Source organism: Flavobacterium melibiosi (genome assembly GCF_048158545.1).
Lineage (GTDB): Bacteria > Bacteroidota > Bacteroidia > Flavobacteriales > Flavobacteriaceae > Flavobacterium > Flavobacterium melibiosi.
Genome location: NZ_JBLNKU010000002.1, coordinates 260034 through 281944 on the forward strand (window position 1 = coordinate 260034; position 21911 = coordinate 281944).

26 protein-coding genes are annotated in these 21911 nt (G+C 36.7%); 12 read left to right on the plus strand and 14 right to left on the minus strand.

Translation table 11 applies throughout. The annotated features are described in order from the left end of the window. The first annotated feature begins 2 nt into the window (after positions 1–2). From ACM55F_RS03170 to ACM55F_RS03225, 12 genes are all read left to right on the plus strand, one after another. Complete coding sequence (locus ACM55F_RS03170) at positions 3–815, plus strand: SDR family NAD(P)-dependent oxidoreductase (RefSeq protein ID WP_416852251.1); 813 nt, start codon at positions 3–5, stop codon at positions 813–815. Positions 816–835: 20 nt separating this feature from the next. Next, positions 836–1096, plus strand: a complete 261-nt coding sequence (locus ACM55F_RS03175) for a nicotinamide mononucleotide transporter (RefSeq protein WP_416852252.1) — start codon at positions 836–838, stop codon at positions 1094–1096. Next, on the plus strand, positions 1093–1410 hold the full coding sequence (locus ACM55F_RS03180) for a cupin domain-containing protein (protein WP_416852253.1): 318 nt from the start codon (positions 1093–1095) through the stop codon (positions 1408–1410). The genes ACM55F_RS03175 and ACM55F_RS03180 overlap by 4 nt, the downstream gene beginning before the upstream one ends. A gap of 41 nt (positions 1411–1451) precedes the next feature. Beyond that, positions 1452–2099, plus strand: coding sequence for a nuclear transport factor 2 family protein (locus ACM55F_RS03185; protein WP_416852254.1), 648 nt, complete (start codon positions 1452–1454; stop codon positions 2097–2099). A gap of 317 nt (positions 2100–2416) precedes the next feature. Beyond that, positions 2417–3028: a Crp/Fnr family transcriptional regulator gene (locus ACM55F_RS03190; RefSeq protein ID WP_416852255.1), complete on the plus strand. Its 612-nt coding sequence runs from the start codon at positions 2417–2419 to the stop codon at positions 3026–3028. 89 nt (positions 3029–3117) lie between these two features. Next, positions 3118–3768: an NADPH-dependent F420 reductase gene (locus tag ACM55F_RS03195; RefSeq protein ID WP_416852256.1), complete on the plus strand. Its 651-nt coding sequence runs from the start codon at positions 3118–3120 to the stop codon at positions 3766–3768. A 69-nt stretch (positions 3769–3837) separates the two neighbouring features. After that, positions 3838–4296, plus strand: a complete 459-nt coding sequence (locus ACM55F_RS03200; protein WP_416852257.1) for a DoxX family protein — start codon at positions 3838–3840, stop codon at positions 4294–4296. A 33-nt stretch (positions 4297–4329) separates the two neighbouring features. Further along, a complete protein-coding gene (locus ACM55F_RS03205) occupies positions 4330–4869 on the plus strand; it encodes a putative antibiotic biosynthesis monooxygenase (protein ID WP_416852258.1) in 540 nt (179 codons plus the stop codon). Positions 4870–4961: 92 nt separating this feature from the next. After that, positions 4962–5435, plus strand: coding sequence for a nuclear transport factor 2 family protein (locus tag ACM55F_RS03210; RefSeq protein WP_416852259.1), 474 nt, complete (start codon positions 4962–4964; stop codon positions 5433–5435). A gap of 124 nt (positions 5436–5559) precedes the next feature. Next, on the plus strand, positions 5560–6123 hold the full coding sequence (locus ACM55F_RS03215) for an ester cyclase (RefSeq protein WP_416852260.1): 564 nt from the start codon (positions 5560–5562) through the stop codon (positions 6121–6123). Between the two features lie 69 nt (positions 6124–6192). Next, positions 6193–7026, plus strand: coding sequence for a 4,5-DOPA-extradiol-dioxygenase (ygiD, locus tag ACM55F_RS03220; protein WP_416852261.1), 834 nt, complete (start codon positions 6193–6195; stop codon positions 7024–7026). Beyond that, positions 7023–7763 (plus strand): alpha/beta hydrolase, encoded by a 741-nt coding sequence (locus ACM55F_RS03225; RefSeq protein WP_416852262.1) that lies wholly within the window; start codon positions 7023–7025, stop codon positions 7761–7763. The genes ygiD and ACM55F_RS03225 overlap by 4 nt, the downstream gene beginning before the upstream one ends. A gap of 232 nt (positions 7764–7995) precedes the next feature. On the opposite strand, the gene pckA is transcribed toward ACM55F_RS03225, so the two are convergent. From pckA to ACM55F_RS03295, 14 genes are all read right to left on the minus strand, one after another. Beyond that, complete coding sequence (gene pckA, locus ACM55F_RS03230) at positions 7996–9636, minus strand: phosphoenolpyruvate carboxykinase (ATP) (RefSeq protein WP_416852263.1); 1641 nt, start codon at positions 9634–9636, stop codon at positions 7996–7998. Positions 9637–9731: 95 nt separating this feature from the next. Continuing rightward, positions 9732–10271, minus strand: a complete 540-nt coding sequence (locus ACM55F_RS03235) for a TetR/AcrR family transcriptional regulator (protein WP_416852264.1) — start codon at positions 10269–10271, stop codon at positions 9732–9734. A 35-nt stretch (positions 10272–10306) separates the two neighbouring features. After that, positions 10307–11515: a 3-oxoadipyl-CoA thiolase gene (gene pcaF / locus ACM55F_RS03240; protein WP_416852265.1), complete on the minus strand. Its 1209-nt coding sequence runs from the start codon at positions 11513–11515 to the stop codon at positions 10307–10309. A gap of 16 nt (positions 11516–11531) precedes the next feature. Continuing rightward, a complete protein-coding gene (locus ACM55F_RS03245; protein ID WP_416852266.1) occupies positions 11532–12050 on the minus strand; it encodes an FUSC family protein in 519 nt (172 codons plus the stop codon). 62 nt (positions 12051–12112) lie between these two features. Next, entirely contained in the window at positions 12113–13459 is a 1347-nt protein-coding gene (locus tag ACM55F_RS03250; RefSeq protein ID WP_416852267.1) for a 3-oxoacid CoA-transferase, read from the minus strand. A 3-nt stretch (positions 13460–13462) separates the two neighbouring features. Beyond that, positions 13463–14236 (minus strand): 3-oxoadipate enol-lactonase, encoded by a 774-nt coding sequence (pcaD, locus tag ACM55F_RS03255; RefSeq protein ID WP_416852268.1) that lies wholly within the window; start codon positions 14234–14236, stop codon positions 13463–13465. 183 nt (positions 14237–14419) lie between these two features. Then, a complete protein-coding gene (gene benD / locus ACM55F_RS03260; RefSeq protein WP_416852269.1) occupies positions 14420–15208 on the minus strand; it encodes a benzoate diol dehydrogenase BenD in 789 nt (262 codons plus the stop codon). Positions 15209–15225: 17 nt separating this feature from the next. Beyond that, positions 15226–16245: a benzoate 1,2-dioxygenase electron transfer component BenC gene (gene benC, locus ACM55F_RS03265; protein WP_416852270.1), complete on the minus strand. Its 1020-nt coding sequence runs from the start codon at positions 16243–16245 to the stop codon at positions 15226–15228. Positions 16246–16255: 10 nt separating this feature from the next. After that, on the minus strand, positions 16256–16741 hold the full coding sequence (gene benB / locus ACM55F_RS03270; protein ID WP_416852271.1) for a benzoate 1,2-dioxygenase small subunit: 486 nt from the start codon (positions 16739–16741) through the stop codon (positions 16256–16258). A gap of 1 nt (position 16742) precedes the next feature. Continuing rightward, a complete protein-coding gene (locus tag ACM55F_RS03275) occupies positions 16743–18092 on the minus strand; it encodes a Rieske 2Fe-2S domain-containing protein (RefSeq protein ID WP_416852272.1) in 1350 nt (449 codons plus the stop codon). A 164-nt stretch (positions 18093–18256) separates the two neighbouring features. Then, on the minus strand, positions 18257–19183 hold the full coding sequence (catA, locus tag ACM55F_RS03280) for a catechol 1,2-dioxygenase (protein ID WP_416852273.1): 927 nt from the start codon (positions 19181–19183) through the stop codon (positions 18257–18259). Between the two features lie 48 nt (positions 19184–19231). After that, on the minus strand, positions 19232–19522 hold the full coding sequence (catC, locus tag ACM55F_RS03285; RefSeq protein ID WP_416852274.1) for a muconolactone Delta-isomerase: 291 nt from the start codon (positions 19520–19522) through the stop codon (positions 19232–19234). Positions 19523–19533: 11 nt separating this feature from the next. Further along, positions 19534–20655 carry a muconate/chloromuconate family cycloisomerase gene (locus tag ACM55F_RS03290; RefSeq protein WP_416852275.1) on the minus strand — a complete coding sequence of 374 codons (1122 nt, stop codon included), beginning with the start codon at positions 20653–20655 and terminating at the stop codon, positions 19534–19536. A 354-nt stretch (positions 20656–21009) separates the two neighbouring features. After that, on the minus strand, positions 21010–21888 hold the full coding sequence (locus tag ACM55F_RS03295; RefSeq protein WP_416852276.1) for an AraC family transcriptional regulator: 879 nt from the start codon (positions 21886–21888) through the stop codon (positions 21010–21012). Positions 21889–21911 lie beyond the last annotated feature (23 nt).

Below are 21911 nucleotides of genomic sequence, written 5' to 3' on the forward strand. Positions count from 1 at the left end.
ATATGAAAAATACACACTTAAACGAAAATAAAAAATACAACCATCTACTATTAGAAAATAAAGTCTGTGTGATTGTCGGTGGGGCATCCTTGCGCAGTATCGGATATGCTACGGCAGAACTTTTTGCAGCTCATGGGGCTAAATTAGTACTTCTAGATTTGGTAATGAATGCCGAAATTGCCAATGAGGTTGGTACCGCTATCGCTTCACAAATAGGTCATAAACCGGATATTATTTATCTACAATGTGATATACGAAATACGTCAGATTGTGATAAAGTGATAGAAAAAGCTGTAGCACATTTCGGAACTATTGACTGCTTAGTGAATTGTGCGGGCATTGTAAAATCAGAAGGGATGCTGTCTATCACAGACGAAGGGTATGATTTGATAATGGATGTAAACTTAAAAGGTACTTTCAATATTTGCAAAAGTGCTTTGAAAATATTTACTGAAAAGCAAGCTGGAGTTATCGTCAATTTATCATCATTGTCGGCACAACGTGGGGGAGGTTTGGTAGGAGGTTCTCACTATGCCGCTTCAAAAGGCGGGGTTATTAGCCTTACCCGTTCCATAGCAAGAGAATTTGCACCAATGAATATTCGAGCTAATGTAATTTGCCCAGCCATGATAGAAACCAGTATGTTGGATGGACTTTCGGAAAAACAATTGAATGATGTGATTTCAGGAATTCCATTAAAACGTGTTGGTAAAACGATAGAGTTAGCAGGTACTTGCCTTTTTTTGGCTTCCGACCTTTCGGGATTCATTACTGGTGCTACTATTGATGTTAATGGTGGTATTCATATTCATTAAAAGTTAAAAGCAATTTCGGCATGGATATATTACTAAAATATTATGGTTTAGATTGGCTGGCAATGGCTTCAAGTTTGTTAGCTGTTTATCTAATAGGCAATAAAAATCGAATAGGTTTCATTTCTTACATACTTGCTAATGTACTTTGGATGTATTTGGGAATTTTTAGAATGCAAAGTTTTGGTATCAGTATAGGCAATGTATTTTTTCTAATCATGAATGTTCGAGGCTACCTAAAATGGAAAGAAACTAAGATAAAAACAATTGAACTAAAAAGATGATAGAAATAGATTTACTACCACAAAATGAAATAAAAGAAGGATTCAAGGCAAGATTTGTTCATACAGAGAATTTCACCTTGGGTTACTGGGATGTTGAAGAAGGGGCGATTTTACCCATGCATGCACATTTCCATGAGCAAGTCACCCAAGTTTTGGAAGGGAAATTTGAAATGACCATTGGTGAGGAAACAAAAATCTATGAAAATGGACAAATTGCTGTGATACCTCCTAATGTCGTACACGGAGGAAAAGCACTTACAAAATGTAAGATATTTGATATATTTTGTCCCGTCAGAGAAGATTACCAAATTTAATTTTTAGGTGTTTTATCAAAATCAATTTTAAACTGTCGAAAATGAAAAGCCAAGCTAATTTTAATATAAGATTTGTATTGTATATCGCCTTTTTATTAATTTCTAACCTACTTTCAGCCCAGAAAGTTGAGGCTAAAAAAAAAGGCAACCCGACTCTCCATAAACAAATAAGTACTTTGAACACAGCTGAACTTCTCGCACGTATTATAGCCACTGAAGACCGACTAGAAATCCTAAACCTTCTTGCAGGTTCTGCTTTTAGTTCTGATGTAGCATCGGAATCGTATTGGACGAAAATGTTTACAGAAAATGCTACCTTTGACCGAGGTACTGCACGACAAGATAAAGGTCGAGATGAAATCTTGAAAATCGTCAATGCGCCTGAACAGAAGGAGGCTATCAAGGGTGGAATGACACATTTAGCAATGCTTCCTCACATCACGCTAAATGGAGATAATGCAGTAGCTACGGGTTATTTGCTCATAGTGATGCCAGACACAACAGCCTCTCATGTGAAACTTCCCGGTAAAGGAATTTCGCCTGGATTTTCTATTTATCAACTCACAGTGAACCAATGGAAACTCTTGAGAACTACAGATGGCTGGAAAGTTACTAATCGTACAGTAAGGCCCCTATCAAGTGCCGATTCTCGTGCTATTCTTCAACAAGCGATTGAAGTGAAGAAATAGTTGAAAATAATTTTAGAAGCAAAAAAATTCATTCGATTTCTATTTAATTTTGTTTTTTGTTTCTAAAAAGTTTCTACATTGATTCGTGTTCCTATACAATAATGAATAAAGCTTTTGAAGGGACATTACAAAAAGTTGGCGATTTACGATTTCCTCTATCTATGAGGGTACTGAAACGACACTACCGTTTTTTTTCATTAATTTAGATTTGGTTTAATGTTGGACTTTTGTGCTTCAATTTACTCCACAATGCAATTTCCTAACACGCGGTGATTTGCCATCGCCAATCCAACGATTGTTGAATATACTGAAAAACGATGAACAAAGACGAATTGATAAAAATACAGTTACAACCCTTGTTGGATTACTTTCAAAAGTTAATTCCATTAAATAATGTGGAAAAAGAATTGGTTTCCAGTTTGTTTAAACCGAGGCTTTACAGAAAACGACAATATATTTTGCAAGAAGGCGATGTATGCAATCATTTTAATTTTGTAGTTCGGGGTTGTTTACGATTATACAAAGTAGATGTTAAAGGTAATACGCACATCATTCAATTTGCAACAGAAAATTGGTGGATGAGTGAAATTGGAAGTTTTCACAGCAGAAAACCCTCCGAACTGAGCATTGATGCTTTGGAAGACACGATAGTACTACAAATCAGTTATGAAGACCTTGTTACAATATATAAGCAAGCACCTAAGTTTGATAAAATTTTTAGGATACTCATTGAAAACAGTTATGTTTCGCTTCAAAAAAGATTGTTGCAAAACATTAGTTCCACAGCCGAAGAAAGGTATTTGTCCTTTATTCAGACCTATTCTCATCTCACTAATCGATTGCCACAAACTCAAATAGCTGCATTTTTAGGAATTACACCCGAGTTTTTGAGTCGCTTGCGCCACAAGCAAGTTAACACCAAATCTTAATCTAGATCAATACTACTTCTTGATGTAGTTCATTGGAAAGAACTCTCTTTCTGACGCAACTTTGCAGTATCAAATTTTATTAAATTGTTATGATACAAAAATCAAAAGTTACAGTTATCGGTTTAGGAAATATCGGAACTACAGTTGCTACAAATCTTGTAAAAGGAAATCATTCGGTTATTGTTGCTGACAAAACATTTGAAAAAGCAACTGAACTCGCAAAAAAATTAGGCAACTTGGCACAGCCAGCAACTATTGCTGACGCCATCAAACAGGCTAACATTGTTGTATTGGCCATTTATTTTGATGCAATCAAAGCGTTTTTCAAAACTTACGCAACAGAACTTCAAGGTAAAATTATTGTTGATCCTTCCAATCCTATTGCTCCAGATGAAAACGGTGGTTTCAAAAAGATAATTGGTACAGACGAATCAGCAGGTGAAATACTTTCGTCCTTACTGCCAAATAGTGTCAAGTTGGTGAAAGCATTGGGAACATTGGGTGCTGCATCTTTAGCTTCAGCAGCTTTCCAAACACCCGAAAAAGCAGTTCAATTTTATGCAACTGATGACACTAGCATTAATACCGAAATCGAGGACTTGATTCGTGACAACGGATTTGAACCATTGCGAATAGGAGGGCTAAATCAATCCATTCGTATTGAAGTATTTGGTGATTTACATGAATTTGGTGCCTTGGGTAAAACTGTCACACTAGATGAGGCCAAACAGTCCATTTAAATTTAGCAGGTACTTATAAGTCGCATTAAATATTACAAAAATGAAGCAACAATTAAAACATAATAAAAAATGAAAAAGATTTTATCAATAGATCCCAATAATATATTAGCGTTAATTGCGCGGATTGCATTAGGAATTGTAATATTCCCTCATGGAGCCAAAAAACTTCTGGGCTGGTTTGGTGGTTATGGTTTTGAAGGAACGATGGGCTTTTTAACAGGAGATGCTGGTCTTCCATACATCATTGCGCTACTGGTCATCCTAATCGAATTTTTCGGTGCATTATTCCTGATTGCGGGCTTTGCTACCAGAGTGGCAGCATTTGGAGTACTGGTGAATTTTGCAGGAGTTGTTATCACGACACATTTACATAGTGGTTTCTTTATGAACTGGTATTCAGAGCCAAATAAAGGAGAAGGCTTGGAATACTTTATTCTTCTTTTTGGGCTGGCCTTAATTGTACTTATTACTGGCGGTGGTAAAGCGAGTATTGATGCTGCTATAGCGGTTATTAAAAAAGAGGGTTAATGCAAATAAATTATTACTATTTCAGCGGCATTTATGAATAAAGATCAAAATGATGGGGACGGACTACTAATGGTGCGTTTTAAAGTGGAAGTATACAATACCGGCGATTTTAAAATATGGAAGTCAAAAGCTGAAAAACTTGTTAAAACTTTCAAAGGCTTTATTAATATAACGGTTTTAAACCGCCTAAAAGAAACTGATTATTATTATATCATTATACGCTTTGATTGTAAAGAAAATGCCAACGCATGGTTGAATTCTAATGAAAGAAGGAATATCTTTAATGATTCCCATACTCCATGGTTGACCGAAAAGCACGAAGTGATACAGGATTGGAATATATTTTGGTACAGGATTTTTAATGGTACAAAAAGATGGAAACAATGGGCAGTTACCTTTATTGCGGTATATCCTCTCACTATTGTGATACCCACGCTGGTAAAAACAATAGCAACAGTAATACCACTGTATTTTTTTGCAGGTATTATTAGTGCCCTATTGATTTCAGGTTTTATGATCTATCTGGTTATGCCATTTGTATTGAACCTTTTTAAAAAATGGTTACATAAGTAAGGCATTTAACTGAAAAATAATATTTTAAACAAAGAATAAAAAAATGTATTGCGTTTAATGATGGTACTTATTCAGTCTATTACTTGCCAAGCATGTTTCCAAAAGTAGTCAAACAGATAGCTATAATAGGTCCTAGAGAAACGCATCCTGAATGGGCTGCTAGCAGTTCCTTTCGTAAAATACCTTCAAATAATATTACACAAACAACTAAAAACAAAAATAAAATGGACAATACAGTAGAACAAACTTTGATGCACCACCTTACAGCATTCGGTAACAACAACTTGGATGAAATTCTAAAAGATTACACAGATGAATCCGTAATTATGACACCTACCGGTTCCATAAAAGGCTTGACTGAAATACGTGAATTCTTTAAAGATTTCTTTGCGGTAATCCCAACAGGCTCTTCATTTACCATGAAACAAAAAACGATTGTTGGAAACGTTGCCTACATTTTCTGGGCAAGTGAATCCAGTTCAACAAAAATTCTGGCTGGAACAGATACTTTCGTGTTTGAAGACAACAAGATAAAATACCATACCGTTGCCGATTACAGAATGTAGCACTAAGCAAGAAAAAAGTTTCAGAATCAGTATTTTGAAAAGCTAACGTTCTCTATGAATTATTGTTACTCACTTTCTCAATTACGGTTAAACTTTGTATTATAATTTTAAAAAACATTTAATCATGAAAAATTCATTTACAATAAAAACAGGTTTAGCCACTATGATGGTTATATTAATAAGCGTTTCCCTTTTTGCTCAAAAAAAAGACAGTAAAGAAGATTTGTTGAAACAAGTTAAAGAACTGGCTGCTGCCAATGAATTAATTTCAAAAAATCTATCTACTTTCGATACATTAGATTATATCGTATTTAGCAGTAGAGACTGGACAAGATTGCATGAAAGTCACGCAAAAGACATCAAAGTACATTTCCCTGATGGACATCTTGAAACTGGTTTAGAACAGCATATAAAAACTCTTGATGCGATGTTTGTATATGCTCCAGACACCCGTATTAAAGAGCATCCTTTTAAAATTGGCTCAGGCAATATTACTGCCGTAATGGGTTATATGGAAGGTACGTTCACGCAGCCTATGCCCGCAGGAGATGGAAGTTTTATACAGCCTACAGGTAATAAATTCAAAATTCCAATGGCGACCATCGGAGTTTGGGAAAACGGTGTAATGCAAGAAGAATATCTTTTTTGGGATAATAAATCCTATATGGACCAAATACTAGGTAAATAAATACTGTGAAAAATGGATAGAAAAAATTTTCTTAAAACCATGGCTATTTTACCATTGGGAGCTGCAGCGATGCAGCTCAGCTCCCTTAAAACAGCTACGAATCATTTTAGTCCTACAGAAAGAATGCCTGTTCTTTTTCTTGGACACGGTAATCCAATGAATGCCCTGGCAGATAACAGTTTTACCCAAGGTTTTCAGCAGATGGCCAAAACATTGCCAAAACCAAGGGCTATTCTTTGTATATCAGCTCACTGGGAAACCAAGGGTACTTTTGTAACGGCAATGCAAAAACCAGAAACTATTCATGATTTTGGCGGTTTTCCTCAGGCACTTTTTGACGTTCAATATCCTGCACTAGGAAGCCCGGAGCTCGCATTGGAAACACAAAAACTAATCACTTCAACCTCTATAGGGTTGAGCAATGAATGGGGGCTAGATCATGGCTGTTGGACAGTTTTAAAATTCCTGTACCCCAATGCCGAAATTCCTATTGTCGAAATGAGCATTGACTATACAAAACCTGCTTCTTATCATTATGAATTGGGAAAAGAGCTGGCAGCATTAAGACGCAAAGGTGTTCTAATTGTTGGAAGCGGTAACTCGGTACACAATTTACAATTGGCAGCATGGGATAAAATGATGCTGCCCGGATATGCGTTCGAGTGGGCTCATATTGCGAATGAAAAAATAAAAAAAATGATTCTTGAGAATGATCACCAGTCTCTTATCAATTTTGATAAACAGGGACGTGAATTCCAGCTCGCCGTGCCCACTCCTGAACATTACATTCCAATGCTATACACATTGGCACTGAGAGAAAAAGACGAAAAGGCTACTGTTTTTAATGACGCCATAGTAGCCGGATCACTCAATATGCTTTCTATAAAAATAGATAAAGCATGATGATAAAAAAACATTTTTGGATATGCTTTAGCATCCTAATTTTAATTTCAATTTTTAGTTTTACCATTATGAATTCCAGCAAAGAAAAAACAACGCTGCATTACCTTGTGAGACAGCCCAAAACCAAAACAACAAATCCACCTTTACTGTTACTATTACATGGGGTGGGTGGAAATGAGCGAAACCTTTTTTCTTTTGCCAATGACCTGCCGGACAAATTTTTAGTAGTATCAGCACGAGGTCCACTTACTCTGGGACCGCAAAGTTTTGCCTGGTTTCAGGTAAATTTTACCAGCGGACACCCTCAGATTAACGAGCAGCAGGCCGAAGCTGCCAGAGTAACTATTCTTAATTTTATTGAAAGTCTGAAAAATGAACTTGATTTTGATGATAAACAGGTTTATTTAATGGGCTTCAGTCAGGGAGGTATAATGAGTTACAGCGTGGCGCTTACAGAACCTGAAAAAATCAAAGGAATAGCTGTAATGAGTGGCAGGCTGCTTCCGGAAGTTAAACCCCTTATTGCGGATGAAAAACGTTTAGATAAACTTAAAGTTTTCGTTTCCCACGGCAAACAAGATGCGGTACTGCAGTTCCCCTACGCAACTGATGCCTTAGCATATCTACAAACAAAGGGTATGAACCCCGAATTCCATCAATACGATGAGGGCCATACTGTCAATAAACAAATGTTTGATGACGTAAATTTTTGGTTAAAAACAAATATTCCTCACTAATAACTTGCTGTACTACTCCTAAAACGATTCTTTTATAATAAAAGGTTCCATATTAAGGAATTGATTTAAAAGTGAGGCTGTTATGATATTATCAAAATAAAGCATGGATAGTTTGAAGCTATAAAAATCCAATGTTGCAGTTAGGCATGGTAAGCCAAAGCTTCACTTCTTAATTTTCTTTACTCATGATAATATTTTTTTTATAGATTTATATGCTTTTTTTATCAAAAATCTAAATTTCTATTTTTTGAATTTGTGGCCCAGCGTTTATCAAACCTACACCCTCTTCATTATCCGTGTATTGTTTAAAGTTTTTAATAAAACGAGAGGCTAAATCAATTGCTTTATTATTCCATTCAGAAACATTCGCATAAGTATTTCTAGGATCTAAAATATCAAGCTTTACATTATCTAGAGACGTTGGTACTTCTAAATTGAAAACTGGAATTATTTTGGTTTCTGCTTTTTCGATCGAACCGTCAAGAATTGCATCGATAATAGCCCTAGTATCTTTAATAGAAATTCTTTTTCCTGTTCCATTCCAACCTGTATTTACCATATAAGCGGTGGAATAGTGCTGCTTCATTTTTTTTACCAGCTCTTCTCCATATTTTGTTGGATGTAATGATAAAAATGCTTTTCCAAAACAAGCTGAAAATGTTGGCTCTGGTTGCGTAACTCCAAGTTCCGTCCCCGCTAATTTTGAAGTAAATCCAGAAAGAAAATAATATTTAGTTTGTTCTGGTGTTAGTTTTGAAACTGGTGGCATCACTCCGAAAGCGTCAGCAGTTAAAAATATAACTTTGTTAGCATGTCCAGCTTTGGAAACTGGTTTTACACTATTTTGAATATGGTTAATTGGATAGGAAACTCTAGTATTTTGAGTAACCGAGCCATCTTTAAAATCTATAATCCCTTTACTATTTAAGGTTACATTTTCCAATAAAGCATCTCTTTTTATAGCATCGTAAATATCAGGCTCATTTTCTTTGCTTAAATCGATAGTTTTAGCATAGCATCCACCTTCAAAATTGAAAACACCATCGTTATCCCAACCATGTTCATCATCTCCAATTAATTCCCGTTTCGGATCTGTTGATAATGTTGTTTTTCCTGTACCAGATAATCCAAAGAAAACAGCAACATCACCCTCTTTTCCTTTATTAGCAGAGCAATGCATCGATGCAATTCCTTGTAATGGTAAATAATAGTTCATCATGGAGAACATTCCTTTTTTCATTTCTCCTCCATACCAAGTACCTCCGATTAATTGCATTTTTTCCGTCAAATTAAAAGCAACATATACTTCCGAATTCAATCCGTGATTAGCATAATCTTTAAATGAAGTTTTAGAACCATTCATTACAATAAAATCCGGCTCACCAAAATTTTCTAATTCTGCTTTCGTAGGACGAATAAACATGTTAGTCACAAAATGAGCTTGCCAAGCAACTTCCATGATAAAGCGTACCTTTAAACGTGAATTTTCATTGGCTCCGCAAAAAGCATCAACTACATATATTTTTTTACCTGATAATTGATTAATTGTAGTCTCTTTTAATGCATTCCAAGTATTTTGTGTAATTGGCTTGTTGTCATTCTTTGCTTTTTCAGAAGTCCACCAAATAGTATTTTGAGTACTATTATCTTTAACAATATATTTGTCTTTTGGCGATCTGCCTGTAAAAGCCCCAGTCATAACATTCACGGCATCAAGTTGAGAAATTTGTCCTTTTTCATAACCTATTAAATTAGGATCTAACTCATAATTGGCTAACTGCTCATAGGAAGGATTATGAATAATTTCATGTACATTTTTAATCCCATATTTTTCTAATGAAATCGACTTCTTAATTTGATTGTTATTCTTCATAGAAATTTAGTTTATATTTCATAATTAGCTCTATTGGTTTTATTCCAGGAGATAAAACTTAATTTATTGTATCTGTAGTTTTTTTGTTTTTTACCTTAATTTACATCTTTATATTTCTGTTGTACTAGTTTTGTCAAGGCACTTTCGGTTTTGGAATCCAATTGTTGCGATGCAAAATGTTTCCACATTCCATCGATATAAATCAGTAGCAATTCAGCTTCCAAAGTTGGGTTTTCATATTGCAATTTCGAAAAAGCTACTGTTAGTTTTTCGTAACAAGGCTTCATAAAAATATCGTGGTATCTTTGAGAAAGAGAATTTAATACAATGATTTTATGTTGCATTTTCCAAAAATCGGGATGCGAATCTACTAAAATTCTTGGAACCTCAACGATTTTCAAAATGTATTGCAATCCGTTTTCATCATTCAAATAATTGGAAATTATTTTTGTCGCTTCTTGATAGCCATGTTTGATAATTTCCTCCAATAATTTTTCTTTCGTACCAAAATGTCTAAAAATCAAAGCCTCTGAAGTTTCCGCCTCAGAAGCAATCGATTTTGTAGATGTGGCTCGCTCCCCATTTTCTGTAAACAGTTTGAGAGTAGCGTCGAGTATATCTTTTTTTTTGCTCATCTGTAAATTATTTAGATTGCGAGCGTTTTTATAATTTAAACCCTTTCAATGATAACTGCATACCCTTGTCCAACACCAATACACATGGTGGCCAAAGCATATCGTTTTTCTAAACGTTGCAATGATAAAGCAGCGCTGTAAACAATTCTGGTTCCTGACATTCCCAGTGGATGTCCCAAGGCAATTGCTCCTCCATTCACATTAACTCTAGCATCATTATCTTGAAGTCCCATGGCTCTGGTACAGGCCAAACTCTGGGCTGCGAAGGCTTCGTTCAATTCAATAATGTCGATATCATTCAATGTTAATCCGGCTTTCGCCAAAGCTTTTTGCGTTGCCGTAACGGGTCCAATTCCCATAATTCGAGGTACAACACCTACAACCGCCGAACTTACGATTCGGGCTAATGGTTTTAAATTATACTTTTTTACCGCCTTTTCAGAAGCAATAAAAGTAGCTGCAGCACCGTCATTCAATCCCGAAGCATTTCCTGCGGTAACCGTTCCATCTGCTTTGAAGGCCGGTTTTAATTTAGCCAATGTCTCGATAGTTGTATTGGCTCTGACAAATTCATCTTTAGAAAAAACAATTGGTTCGCCTTTTCGCTGCGGAATGCTAACGGGAATAATTTCTTGTGCCAATACACCATTTTCTTGCGCTTTTGCCGCTTTCATCTGTGAATTGTAAGCAAATAAATCTTGATCTTCTCGACTGATATCGTACAAATCCACTAAATTTTCGGCAGTAATTCCCATAGGATCCACGCCGTACATTTGTTTCATTTTTGGGTTTACAAAACGCCATCCAAAACTGGAATCTTCCATCTTTGAGTCTGTTCCATACGCTTTTGATGATTTTGAAATCACCAACGGACCATGTGTCATGTGCTCAACTCCACCGGCAATAAAAATATCGCCATCTCCAGCTTTAATAGCTCTTGACGCACCAATAATAGCTGACATTCCTGATGCACACAATCGATTAACCGTTTCTCCTGGAACTGTAACCGGTAATCCCGCCAGCAATGACGCCATTCGAGCCACATTCCGATTGTCTTCTCCGGCTTGATTGTGACACCCTAAAATGACATCATCAATCGCATCGGTTGGAATATTTGGATTTCTATTTACTAATGCTGCAATAACAATTGCCGCCAAATCATCTGCTCTGACAGCAGAAAGTGTTCCGCCAAAACTTCCTATTGGCGTTCTGATTCCATCAATTATATACGCTTCTGTATTCATTTTTATTCCTTTTAAATTATAATTCTTCTTGCGGAAGGTTTGCTTTTTTTCTCCAATAATTAATTACTGCCGATGTAATAATGGTTATCGATAATCCAATGAAACATCCGGTAGTCACTGATATAAACCGTTCCACAGCTCCTATCCATGACATTTGCGTCTGTTCATGAATCAATACAATAATGAGTGCTACAATTGCAGTTCGCGCCACATTCATCAGATTAAATAAATAACAAGTGGCAATGGAAAGAACAATACCCAACAATAGCATATAGACATTTGGGGCATGAATAAAATAACAAAACAATCCAATTCCGGAGCCTATTAGGTTCGATTTAAACCGTTCAATCGATAAACGATGCGCATCTTTTGCTTCAGGCGAAATAACCAAAATAATAGAAAGCATCGTCCAATACAGCTCATATTCAGGAAAACCCAAATACAATTGATAGCCAACTAGAAAACCAATGATGCATTTGAACCCATAAATAATTAAATCGGATCCGATACTGTATCGTATTAATTTGTTTACCATTCGATTAGTATTAGATTCATTAGAATTGAAAAACTAAAGTCAATCCTATTCTACCCATCTTTTTATGCTAATTGTTCCACGAATTTTGCTTCCGTTTTTTCTCGAACTTCTTCTAAAGTTGCTCCCGGCATTAATTCTATTAAAGTCAATTTACCATCAATATATTTGAAAACAGCCAATTCTGTAATCACCATATCAACAGCACCTAAAGTCGTCAAAGGCAAGGTGCAAGTGGGCACAATTTTAGAACTTCCGTCTCTATTATTGTGATTCATTGTGATAATCAGCGTTTTTGCACCTGAGGCCAAATCCATTGCCCCTCCAACTCCTAATAAAGGTTGTCCCGGAACAGCCCAATTAGCCAGATTCGCATGTTCATCCACTTCTAAACCGCCCATTACAGCAATATCAACATGTTTTCCACGTATCATTGCAAAAGAATCTGCACTGTCAAAATAACTGCTTCCCGGTACTGCCGTAACTGGAATTTTCCCCGCATTTACCGGATAATTCATTGCTCCTCCTCCATCTACAGGTTCAGGACCAACGCCTAACATTCCATTTTCAGTGTGCAAAATAACACCGTGTTTTGGTGTAATTAAATCCGCAACTAAGGTTGGAATTCCGATTCCTAAATTGACTACATCTCCTTTTTTCAATTCCTGTAATGCGCGTTTGGCCATATTCATACGGTCTTCACTCACTTTTTTCCCTTTACTCACTGATGCCGATGAACCTAAGTCCTCCAAAGTAAGTGTCGCCTGAACCAAGTAATCAATGTAACATCCCGGTGTATGAATGTAATTAGGATCTAAAGTGCCTTCCGGTACGATGTCTTCTACTTCAGCAATAACCAAATCAGCTGCTGTTGCCATAGCGCGATTGAAATTTTGCTCTGTCATACGATAGATTAAATTTCCTGCCGTATCCGCTTTCCATGCTCTGATAAAAGCTACGTTTCCACGAATCCCCTTCACAAAAACCTGTTCCACACCATCAATTATTTTAGTTTCTTTCCCTTCTGCAATAGGCGTTCCGGCTGCGGTTGGCGTGTAAAAACCTCCTATTCCTGCCCCTCCGGCTCTTAAGGCTTCCGCCAAAGTTCCTTGTGGGATTAATTCATATTCCACAATTCCATCCTGGGCTGCTTTCACCGCTTCGGGATTACTGGTAAAAAAAGAACCAATCATTTTTTTCAATTGTCCGTTTCGCAACAAACGTCCGCCACCAATTCCCGCTTCACCTACATTGTTCCCAATAAAAGTGATGTTTTTAGTCTGCGTTTTTGATAAAGCATCCATTAAATGGACTGGATTTCCCGTCATCCCAAAACCACCCTGCAATAAGGTATCGCCATCTTTTACGAAAGCTGCGGCTTGTTCGGTTGTTATTTGTGGAACTGTTTTCATATTTTAATTTTTAATAAATTCAATAAGTAGTTTTGTAAAATCATCAGCCTTTTCGATATTTGAAATATGAGCCGTTTTTAAGGCAGCTAATAACGAGTTTGGGATTCTTTCCATTAAAAATTCACTATCTTTTACAGTTGTCACCAAATCTTCTGTACCGGAAATGATTAAGGTTGGCGACGAAATTTTGGAAACTTCATCCGTAAAATCAGCATCCCGAACGGCAGCACAACAAGAACTATATCCTGTTACTGGCGTTTGCACAAACGTTACTAAAACCGCATCAACCTCAGCTTTATTTTCAGCAACAAATTCAGATGTGAACCAACGTTCTTGTGTTCCTGAAACGATACTGTCCAAACCATTTTTTTGAACGGTTTCGATTCGGGTATTCCAGCCTTCCTTGTTTCCAATTTTTACGGCAGTATTACAAAGTATCAGTTTGTTCAAACGTTCCGGTGCATGAATCCCCAACCATTGTCCAGTCAATCCGCCAATAGACAATCCGCAGAAATTTACTTTTTCAATCTTCAGAGAATCCAATAAATCCAATACATCGTTCCCCAACATTTCAATGGAATATTCTCCTGCAGGAACTTCACTTTTTCCATGACCGCGTGTGTCGTAGCGCAGGATATTAAATTCCTGTCCAAGTAACTCTATTTGTTTATCCCACATCGTCAAATCAGTCCCCAATGAATTAGAAAAAAGGATAGTTTCTTCCTTCTTGAAATCATCAAACACATAATTCAATGTTGTATTTTTTACTTTTGCCATTTTTATTTTTTTATTTGACTATCCATCACTTGTACCAATGTATTTAATTTCGTCATTTCGACGAAGGAGAAATCTCATTACGTGAGCAACAAATGTGATTTCTCCTTCGTCGAAATGACAAAAAAAGCTGAATTTTATTCATAAAATGCTTTGGTATTAGTAACGGACAATCATATTTTTATATTAACCCAAATCGCCACCGGCCACCGGAATTGTAATTCCTGTGATGTACGAAGCTTCATCGGATGCCAGAAAAAGTATCGCCGAAGTTTGTTCTTCAATGGTTCCGTAGCGTTTCATTAAACTCGATTCGGTGGTTTGATCCGCCACTTCTTGTCTCCATATTTTTTCCTGTTCCGAATCAGGAGTTTCATTGCGGGGAATCAAGCGTTCCGGAGCTTCGGTTCCGCCTGGTGCAACCGCATTCACCCTAATATTTTTTTCAGCATATTCGAAAGCCATAGCAGCCGTAAGGGCATTGACTCCTCCTTTTGCAGCAGCATAGGGAACACGATTAATTCCTCTGGTTGCAACCGAAGAAACATTCACGATTACACCTCCTTTTTGATTCAACATCACCGGAAGAACGGCTCTACAGCCCCATAAAGTTGGGAAAAGGGAACGGCGAATTTCTTTTTCTATTTGATCTTCTTCATAGGTTGCAAAAGGTTTCATCCAAATGGTTCCGCCCACGTTGTTAATCAAAATGTCTATTCTTCCAAACTTTGCAACAGCTTGTTCCACTACCGACTGAAAGCCTGAAAATTGTTCCAAATCAGCTATAACAGGAAGTGCTTTATTTTTTTGGTCTTCACTCAATTGTGAAACTATTTCATTTACTATTGGAGAACGATCAATTAATACAACCGAACTACCTTCGGCTAAAAGTTGTAGTGCAACCGTTTTTCCTATTCCTTGCGCGGCACCGGTAACAAGGGCCACTTTTCCTGAAAATCTATTGGGGTGAAGCATTTTTACTGTTTAAAAAATTACAATTGTACATTTTCCTGACCGGTAGGAACAAATTTTTCCATGTAAAAATTAACATGTTGAATTGCCTCTTTTTCAAGTGTCGTTTTTACCGCTTCCACCATGGCATTAGGTCCGCAGATATAAATATCGTAGGCTTTATCGCCAAGAAGCGCTTTGTTAATCCATTGGGTAACAAATCCTTTATCATGACCTTCTGCTTGTTCGTCAGAAGTACAAGTGTGAATTTTTAATGGCATAATTTCACTAAACGCTTTCAAACGTTCCAATTCCACCACATTCTCACCAGTAGTTGCTCCGTAAAACAAATGAATCGGTGTCGTATTTTTTTCTGCTTTTAGTTTTTCAAGCATGGCCATAAAAGGGGCAATCCCTGTACCGCCTGCAATAAAGATTAAATCACGCTGCACCTCTCTTAAATAAAAACTTCCCAAAGGTGTTACAATGTTTAATTCCCCTCCTACAGTTGCCTCATTTTTTAAATAACTGCTCATCAATCCTCCAGGCACTAATTTGATTAAAAACTCGCCTTCAGCTGTATCGGGTTGTGAACTGTACGAATACGATCTGGTTTGTGAAGTTCCCGGAACCTCAATATTTACATATTGTCCCGGAAGAAATTGAAAAGAACTCCCGTCAGCAGCACGTAATTTTAATTGGTAGATTTCGGAAGACAATCGGTTTAATTCCACTATTTCGGTAGCGACAGCCGTAGATTTAACTTTACAGGCAGCAGAACTCGCTAAAATATCAACCACAAGATCTGATTTTGGTCTCACTTGACAAGCAAGCGCAAAACCTGCCGCTGCTTCTTCATCTGATAAGGCTTCTTCGATATAGTCTCCTGCATCAAAATTTCCTGATCTCATTTTACATTTACAAGTACCACAAGCGCCATCAGCGCAATCTAACGGAATGTTTATCCCAACACGATACGCAGTTTCTGCTACAGTTTCATTGGGTAAACTATCTATAAATCGGGTAACTCCGTCCTCAAAGTTTAATGCTATTTTAGCCATTACTTTTGTATTAAATATGATATATGTCAAGCACTTGTCGAATGTAATCGTTCTTAAGGATGACTTTTTTATTAGTGATTAAAAATGAATCTTCCACTTTTTTCAAAGTATAAAAGGAAACACCAAAAAACTGATCCAATTTATTGTATCGAAAGTTTAATGTATTCCAGTTAAAACGTATTTTAACTTCATCATTGTTTTCTTCCAGAATTTCAAGATTGGTGCAATTATGACTTGTTCTGGTGTCCGGTAAAGTAGCGCTCGAACGTTCGGTTCTAATTCTAAAAACACGATCTTCCAAACCATTTCTGTTTGGATAATAAATCAACGAAATCTCGGTTTCGTGATTTGTCGTTAGATTATCCTCGTCATCCCAAGATGGCATCCAAAACGTTACTTTTTCATCGTATAACTCAAGCCATTCATCCCATTGTTTGTCATCTAAATGTCTCGCTTCCTGATAAACAAAAGCCTGTATTTTATCGTAATTAGTCATCTTACAAATTGTTTTCTAGATTAATCAATTCCTCTTTTGCCAAAGCTGCTGCCAAAGTTTCTGCCCAATACTGGTGTTGCATCAGGAATAATCCTTCGTCTTCAGTTCTGATTCCGCTTAATTTTGGATTGATTCCCATGGCGGTCGCATGTTCGTCCGGACCATAAACCCAATGTTCCGCTCCACGGCTGACATCGTTCCACGGCATGGCTTTTGCCAAATAACTTTCCTGACAGGATCTGAATTCTTCCAAATCATCAGGAGTTCCCATTCCGGTCACATTGAAGAAATCTTCGTATTGACGAATACGCAACGCACGGTCAGCCGCAGGTTCATTTTTGGGCGCCACACAGTAAATCGTCACTTCCGATTTATCGACAGAGATTGGTCGAACCACGCGAATTTGAGTCGAAAACTGATCCATCAAATACACATTTGGATAAAGAGCCAAGTTGCGGGTTTCATTAACAATAAAATTGCTTCTTTCTTCACCAAGTTCTGCATTCAATCGATCCAATTGACTATAAAGAGGACGCACTTCCGGATTCAGCATTTTGGTCCAAAGAAGCATATGTCCATTTTCAAAACCATAAACACCACCAATACTTTTTGACCATCCGTTAGGATCTACCGCCTTTACACCATCTTCTTTACGGTTTCCCATCGTAGCCACATAGTTCCAGTGCACGGAGCTTACATGGTAACCATCAGCGCCATTTTCCATTTGCATTTTCCAGTTTGCATCATAGGTATACGTAGAAGCTCCTCGTACAACTTCCAATCCAAATTCAGCCTGATCCACCATTTGATCGATAATCTTTTTGGATTCACCCAAATAGTCTTCCAATGACGAAGAATCTGGATTTAAGCTGCCAAATAAAAATCCTTTGTACGATTCAAATCGTGCTACTTTTTTCAAATCATGAGAACCCTCTGTGTTGAACTGTTCCGGATATCCTGCACCTTTTACATCTTTTACTTTTAGTAATTTCCCCGAATTATTAAACGTCCAACCGTGAAAAGGACACGTATACGTTGATTTATTTCCTTTTTTATAGCGACAAAGCTGTGCTCCTCTATGGCTGCACGCATTAATAAAGGCGTTCAATTCACCTTCTTTATTGCGAGCGATAAATATGGGTTGTCTGCCAATATGAGTAGTGAAATAATCGTTTGCTTCCGTTATCTGACTTTCATGAGCCAAATACACCCAATTGTTTTCGAAAATATATTTCATTTCCAATTCGAACAACTCCGGATTGGTAAAGGATTCTCTGTTATGACGATAAAGACCTTCAGAAACGTTGTGTTCCAATAGGCTTTCTACATATTCTTTATTTAATTTTTCCATTAGTGTTGTTGTTTAGTAGTCATAACCTACCCGCTCCAGAGTTATTTTGGAGTAAAACCACCATGAGAATGATTCAAAAAATCGATTCGATTTGTTCCTTCTCACGGGGATTCTACAAGTCCAAAAAAGATTCGGAAAATGACAATAGACCGTTCTTTTTTATATTATGCTACAGCTTCAGCTCTCAATCGCTCAACTTCTGCATCGTGAATTCCTTCAACTTCTTTGTTTAAAGTGAAATCGAAATCGATTGAAGAAAAAGGCTTGTCTAATCCTTTTTCTTTGATTTTTTCTGCATCAGTAATTACGGTCACTTCCGGAATCAAACCTTCACGAGTTGCGAAAGCGAAATCATCCCATAAGTAGGGATCACCAGCAAAGTTAATTTGTGTCGTTAATTTTCTGTAGCCTGGCGCTGAAACAAAGAAATGAACGTGAGATGGGCGATTTCCGTGACGACCAACAGCATTTAAAAGTTCTTCTGTTGATCCACCTGGAGGAACTCCGTATCCAGAAGGAAGGATACTGCGGAATTGATAGTTTCCGTTTTCATCTGTTTCTATTGTTCTGCGTAAATTGAAATCACTTTGTGATTGATCAAAATAAGAATAATTTCCTTTTAAATTTGCATGCCAAACCTCTACAATCGCATTTGAAATTGGATTATTATCAGCATCTAAAACTTTTCCCTCCATGAAGAAAATTTCCCCTTGTTCTATTTCAGTTCCATCATCCAGACGTGCAAACCCTTTTGATTTTGGTGCGCCAGCAACATACAGTGGCCCTTCAATCGTTCTTGGCGTTCCACCGGTCATTCCCGCTTTCTCCTCTTCTTCATCCATTCGCAAGTCTAATAAATGTTCTATACCAAAACCTGCAGCGATCAAACCGTATTCTTCATTTTTACCTGCTTGTGTCAAGTAATTTACTGCTGTCCAAACTTCATCCGGTTGAATATCTAAATCTTCGATGGTGTAAAACAAATCGCGAAGGATTCTGTTTACAATTGCTTTAGCTCTGTCGCTTCCGCCTTCTACTTTTTCAGTACTTTCAATTTTTTGAAGTAATCCGTCTATTTGTGCTCTTGTCATGATATTGATTTTTTAATTTATTATAGTTTTTTTGATTATTTAAAAGGGTTATAATTCTCCTTCTTTAATCGAAGAATAATGTTTGCATAATGATTTTACTTCAATTTCCATAAAAGGAAAAAGGGGTAAATTGCTTAGAATGTCATGAAGTTCAGCTGGACTTTCTACATTGAAAATACTGATGTTCGAATACTTCCCGACGATTCTCCAAATGGCTACCCATTTTCCGCTGCGTTGCAAATCTTGGGACATTGCTTTTTCTTTTGCTTTTAATTCGTTTACAAAATTCACATCGGAATCATGTGGAATTTTTACGGTCATTTCTACGTGGAATAACATAGTGCTAATTTTTATTTACGTTTATATTGGTTGAGTTTTTCTAAATCTAATTCCAAGCCTAAACCCGGACCTTGTGGAATTTTCATCGAAGCATTCGAAAATGTCACTTTGGTTTTAACAATATCATCCGTTAATAATAATGGACCGAAAAGTTCCGTTCCCCACGACATTGTTTTCAACGTACTAAAAGCATGCGCCGAAGCCACAGAACCAATTGTTCCTTCCAATAGCGTTCCTCCGTACAAACTGATATCGGCAGCTTCTGCAATCGCAGCCACTTTTAAAACATTATGCAATCCACCTGATTTTCCGATTTTTAATGCAAAAACATCTCCTCCTCTTATTTTGGCCAATTTGTAAGCGTCCGTACTATCGTTCAACGCTTCATCTGCCATAATCGGCACAGTGAACATTTTGGTCAAACGAGCCAAACCTTCAAAATTTTCTTTAACTATGGGCTGTTCGATCAAATCAATTCCTGCTTCCTGAAGTTTAGCAATGCTTATTTTTGCGGTACTTTCGTCCCAAGCCTGATTCACATCCACCGTTACTTTTGCTCGGTCTCCCAACGCTTTTTTGATAGCGGCAACGTGAGCGATTGAAATTTCCGGCGCTTGCCAACCTATTTTTAATTTGAAAGTAGTATGTCTTCCAATGGCCAAAAGATATTCGGCTTCTTCAATATCCTGTTGTGTATTTCCGCTGGCCAAAGTCCATAAAACAGGTAACGTTTCGGTAATTGCTCCTCCCAATAATGTAGCGACGGAAACCCCCAATCGTTTTCCATGCGCATCTAGAAGTGCTGTTTCGATTCCGGATTTTGCAATTCGGTTGCCTTTAATGTTTTTTTCAATCCAAAACATGGCTTTGTGAATATTAGTCGCATCCTGACCCACTAATAAAGGAGCAAAATAAGTATCAATATTGAGTTTCATACTCTCCGGAGATTCCTCTCCGTAACTCAATCCACCGATTGTTGTCGCTTCTCCAATTCCTTCAATTCCATCACTGCAGAACAAACGAATGATAACCATTGTTTGTTTTTTCATTACGGTCATAGAGAGATGATGCGGGCGAATTGTTGGCAAATCAACCAGAATGGCTTCAATTTTTTCAATAATAGGATTATTCATTTCTTAGTATCTAAATTTATTTGATTTCGACAGGAGTAAGTACTCACTCATAAATAATTGAGTACTCACTTACCGTTTGCTTATTACAAATTTATAGCTAAAAGCAGGGTCTAAAATTGGATAAATTTGCTATTAATGAGACAAATCAAACAAATAGATAAAAAACATAACTATTTGTTTATAATACCTTTAAATAGAAAAAACAGAGAAAAAAGATTTGATTTCCTTCAAAAAACAGGACAAACAAGATTTTATGCAGAAAGATTGAAAATGAGAGTGTAATAAATGCCTAATTTATTGGATTGACAGCTATCTCATTTAAATAATTAAAGTGGTAAAAGAAGAATGGAGTGATTACTTACGTCCTAATTGACTTCTGAATTCTTTGGGAGTGAACTCCGTTTTTTTCTTAAACAAACGCGTAAAATAAGCGGGATCCTCAATATCTAATTCATATGAGATTTCGGCAATTGACATATCAAAATTGCGCAGGTAAATTTTAGCTTCGTCAATAAAAAAATTAATGACAACATCTTTTGGCGACAAGCCGGAAACATCTTTACAAATTCGGTTGAGATGTCCGCTTGAGATGTTTAAACGGGAAGCATAATCTTCTACACTTATTTTAAAAGATTTCATTTCCTTTATTAATTGAACAAAGCGTCGGTAATATATTTTATTCTTATTATCTGACAAATGAACAGCGGATGAAGTGACAAATATCCGATACAAACGCAACAACATCATTCCAACCAAATACTGTAAAGCGTGTTGCTTACCCGGTAATTCAGAATAATATTCATCGATACATTTACGAATTGTTGTCAAAGCATCATTGATTAATTTATCCTTTTCGTCCAGTTTTGAAATATGAATTTCGTCTATCTTATTGATGATATCCGTATCGAGTTTTAACATATTCTCCAAGGATTTATCATAAAGTGAGATAACCCATCCTTTAGTATCCTCATTCATTTGTAAACCATGACTGATATTTTTTGGAATAGAAAAAAAAGAAACACTTTCCACAATTTGACTTTCGCCATTAATTATTAATTCCAAAGATCCGCTTTCTAGCACAAAAATTTGAAAAAGGTCACTATGTACATGAGGTTTTATAAACCATTCGTGTCGTTTACCAGTTACCTCCATAGGTGTAATATGAATAATATCCCTAACCATATCGATAGAGTTATCACCATAAATTCCCTTAAAAAATAATTTACTTCTCATGTATCATTTAGCTCAAAAAGATA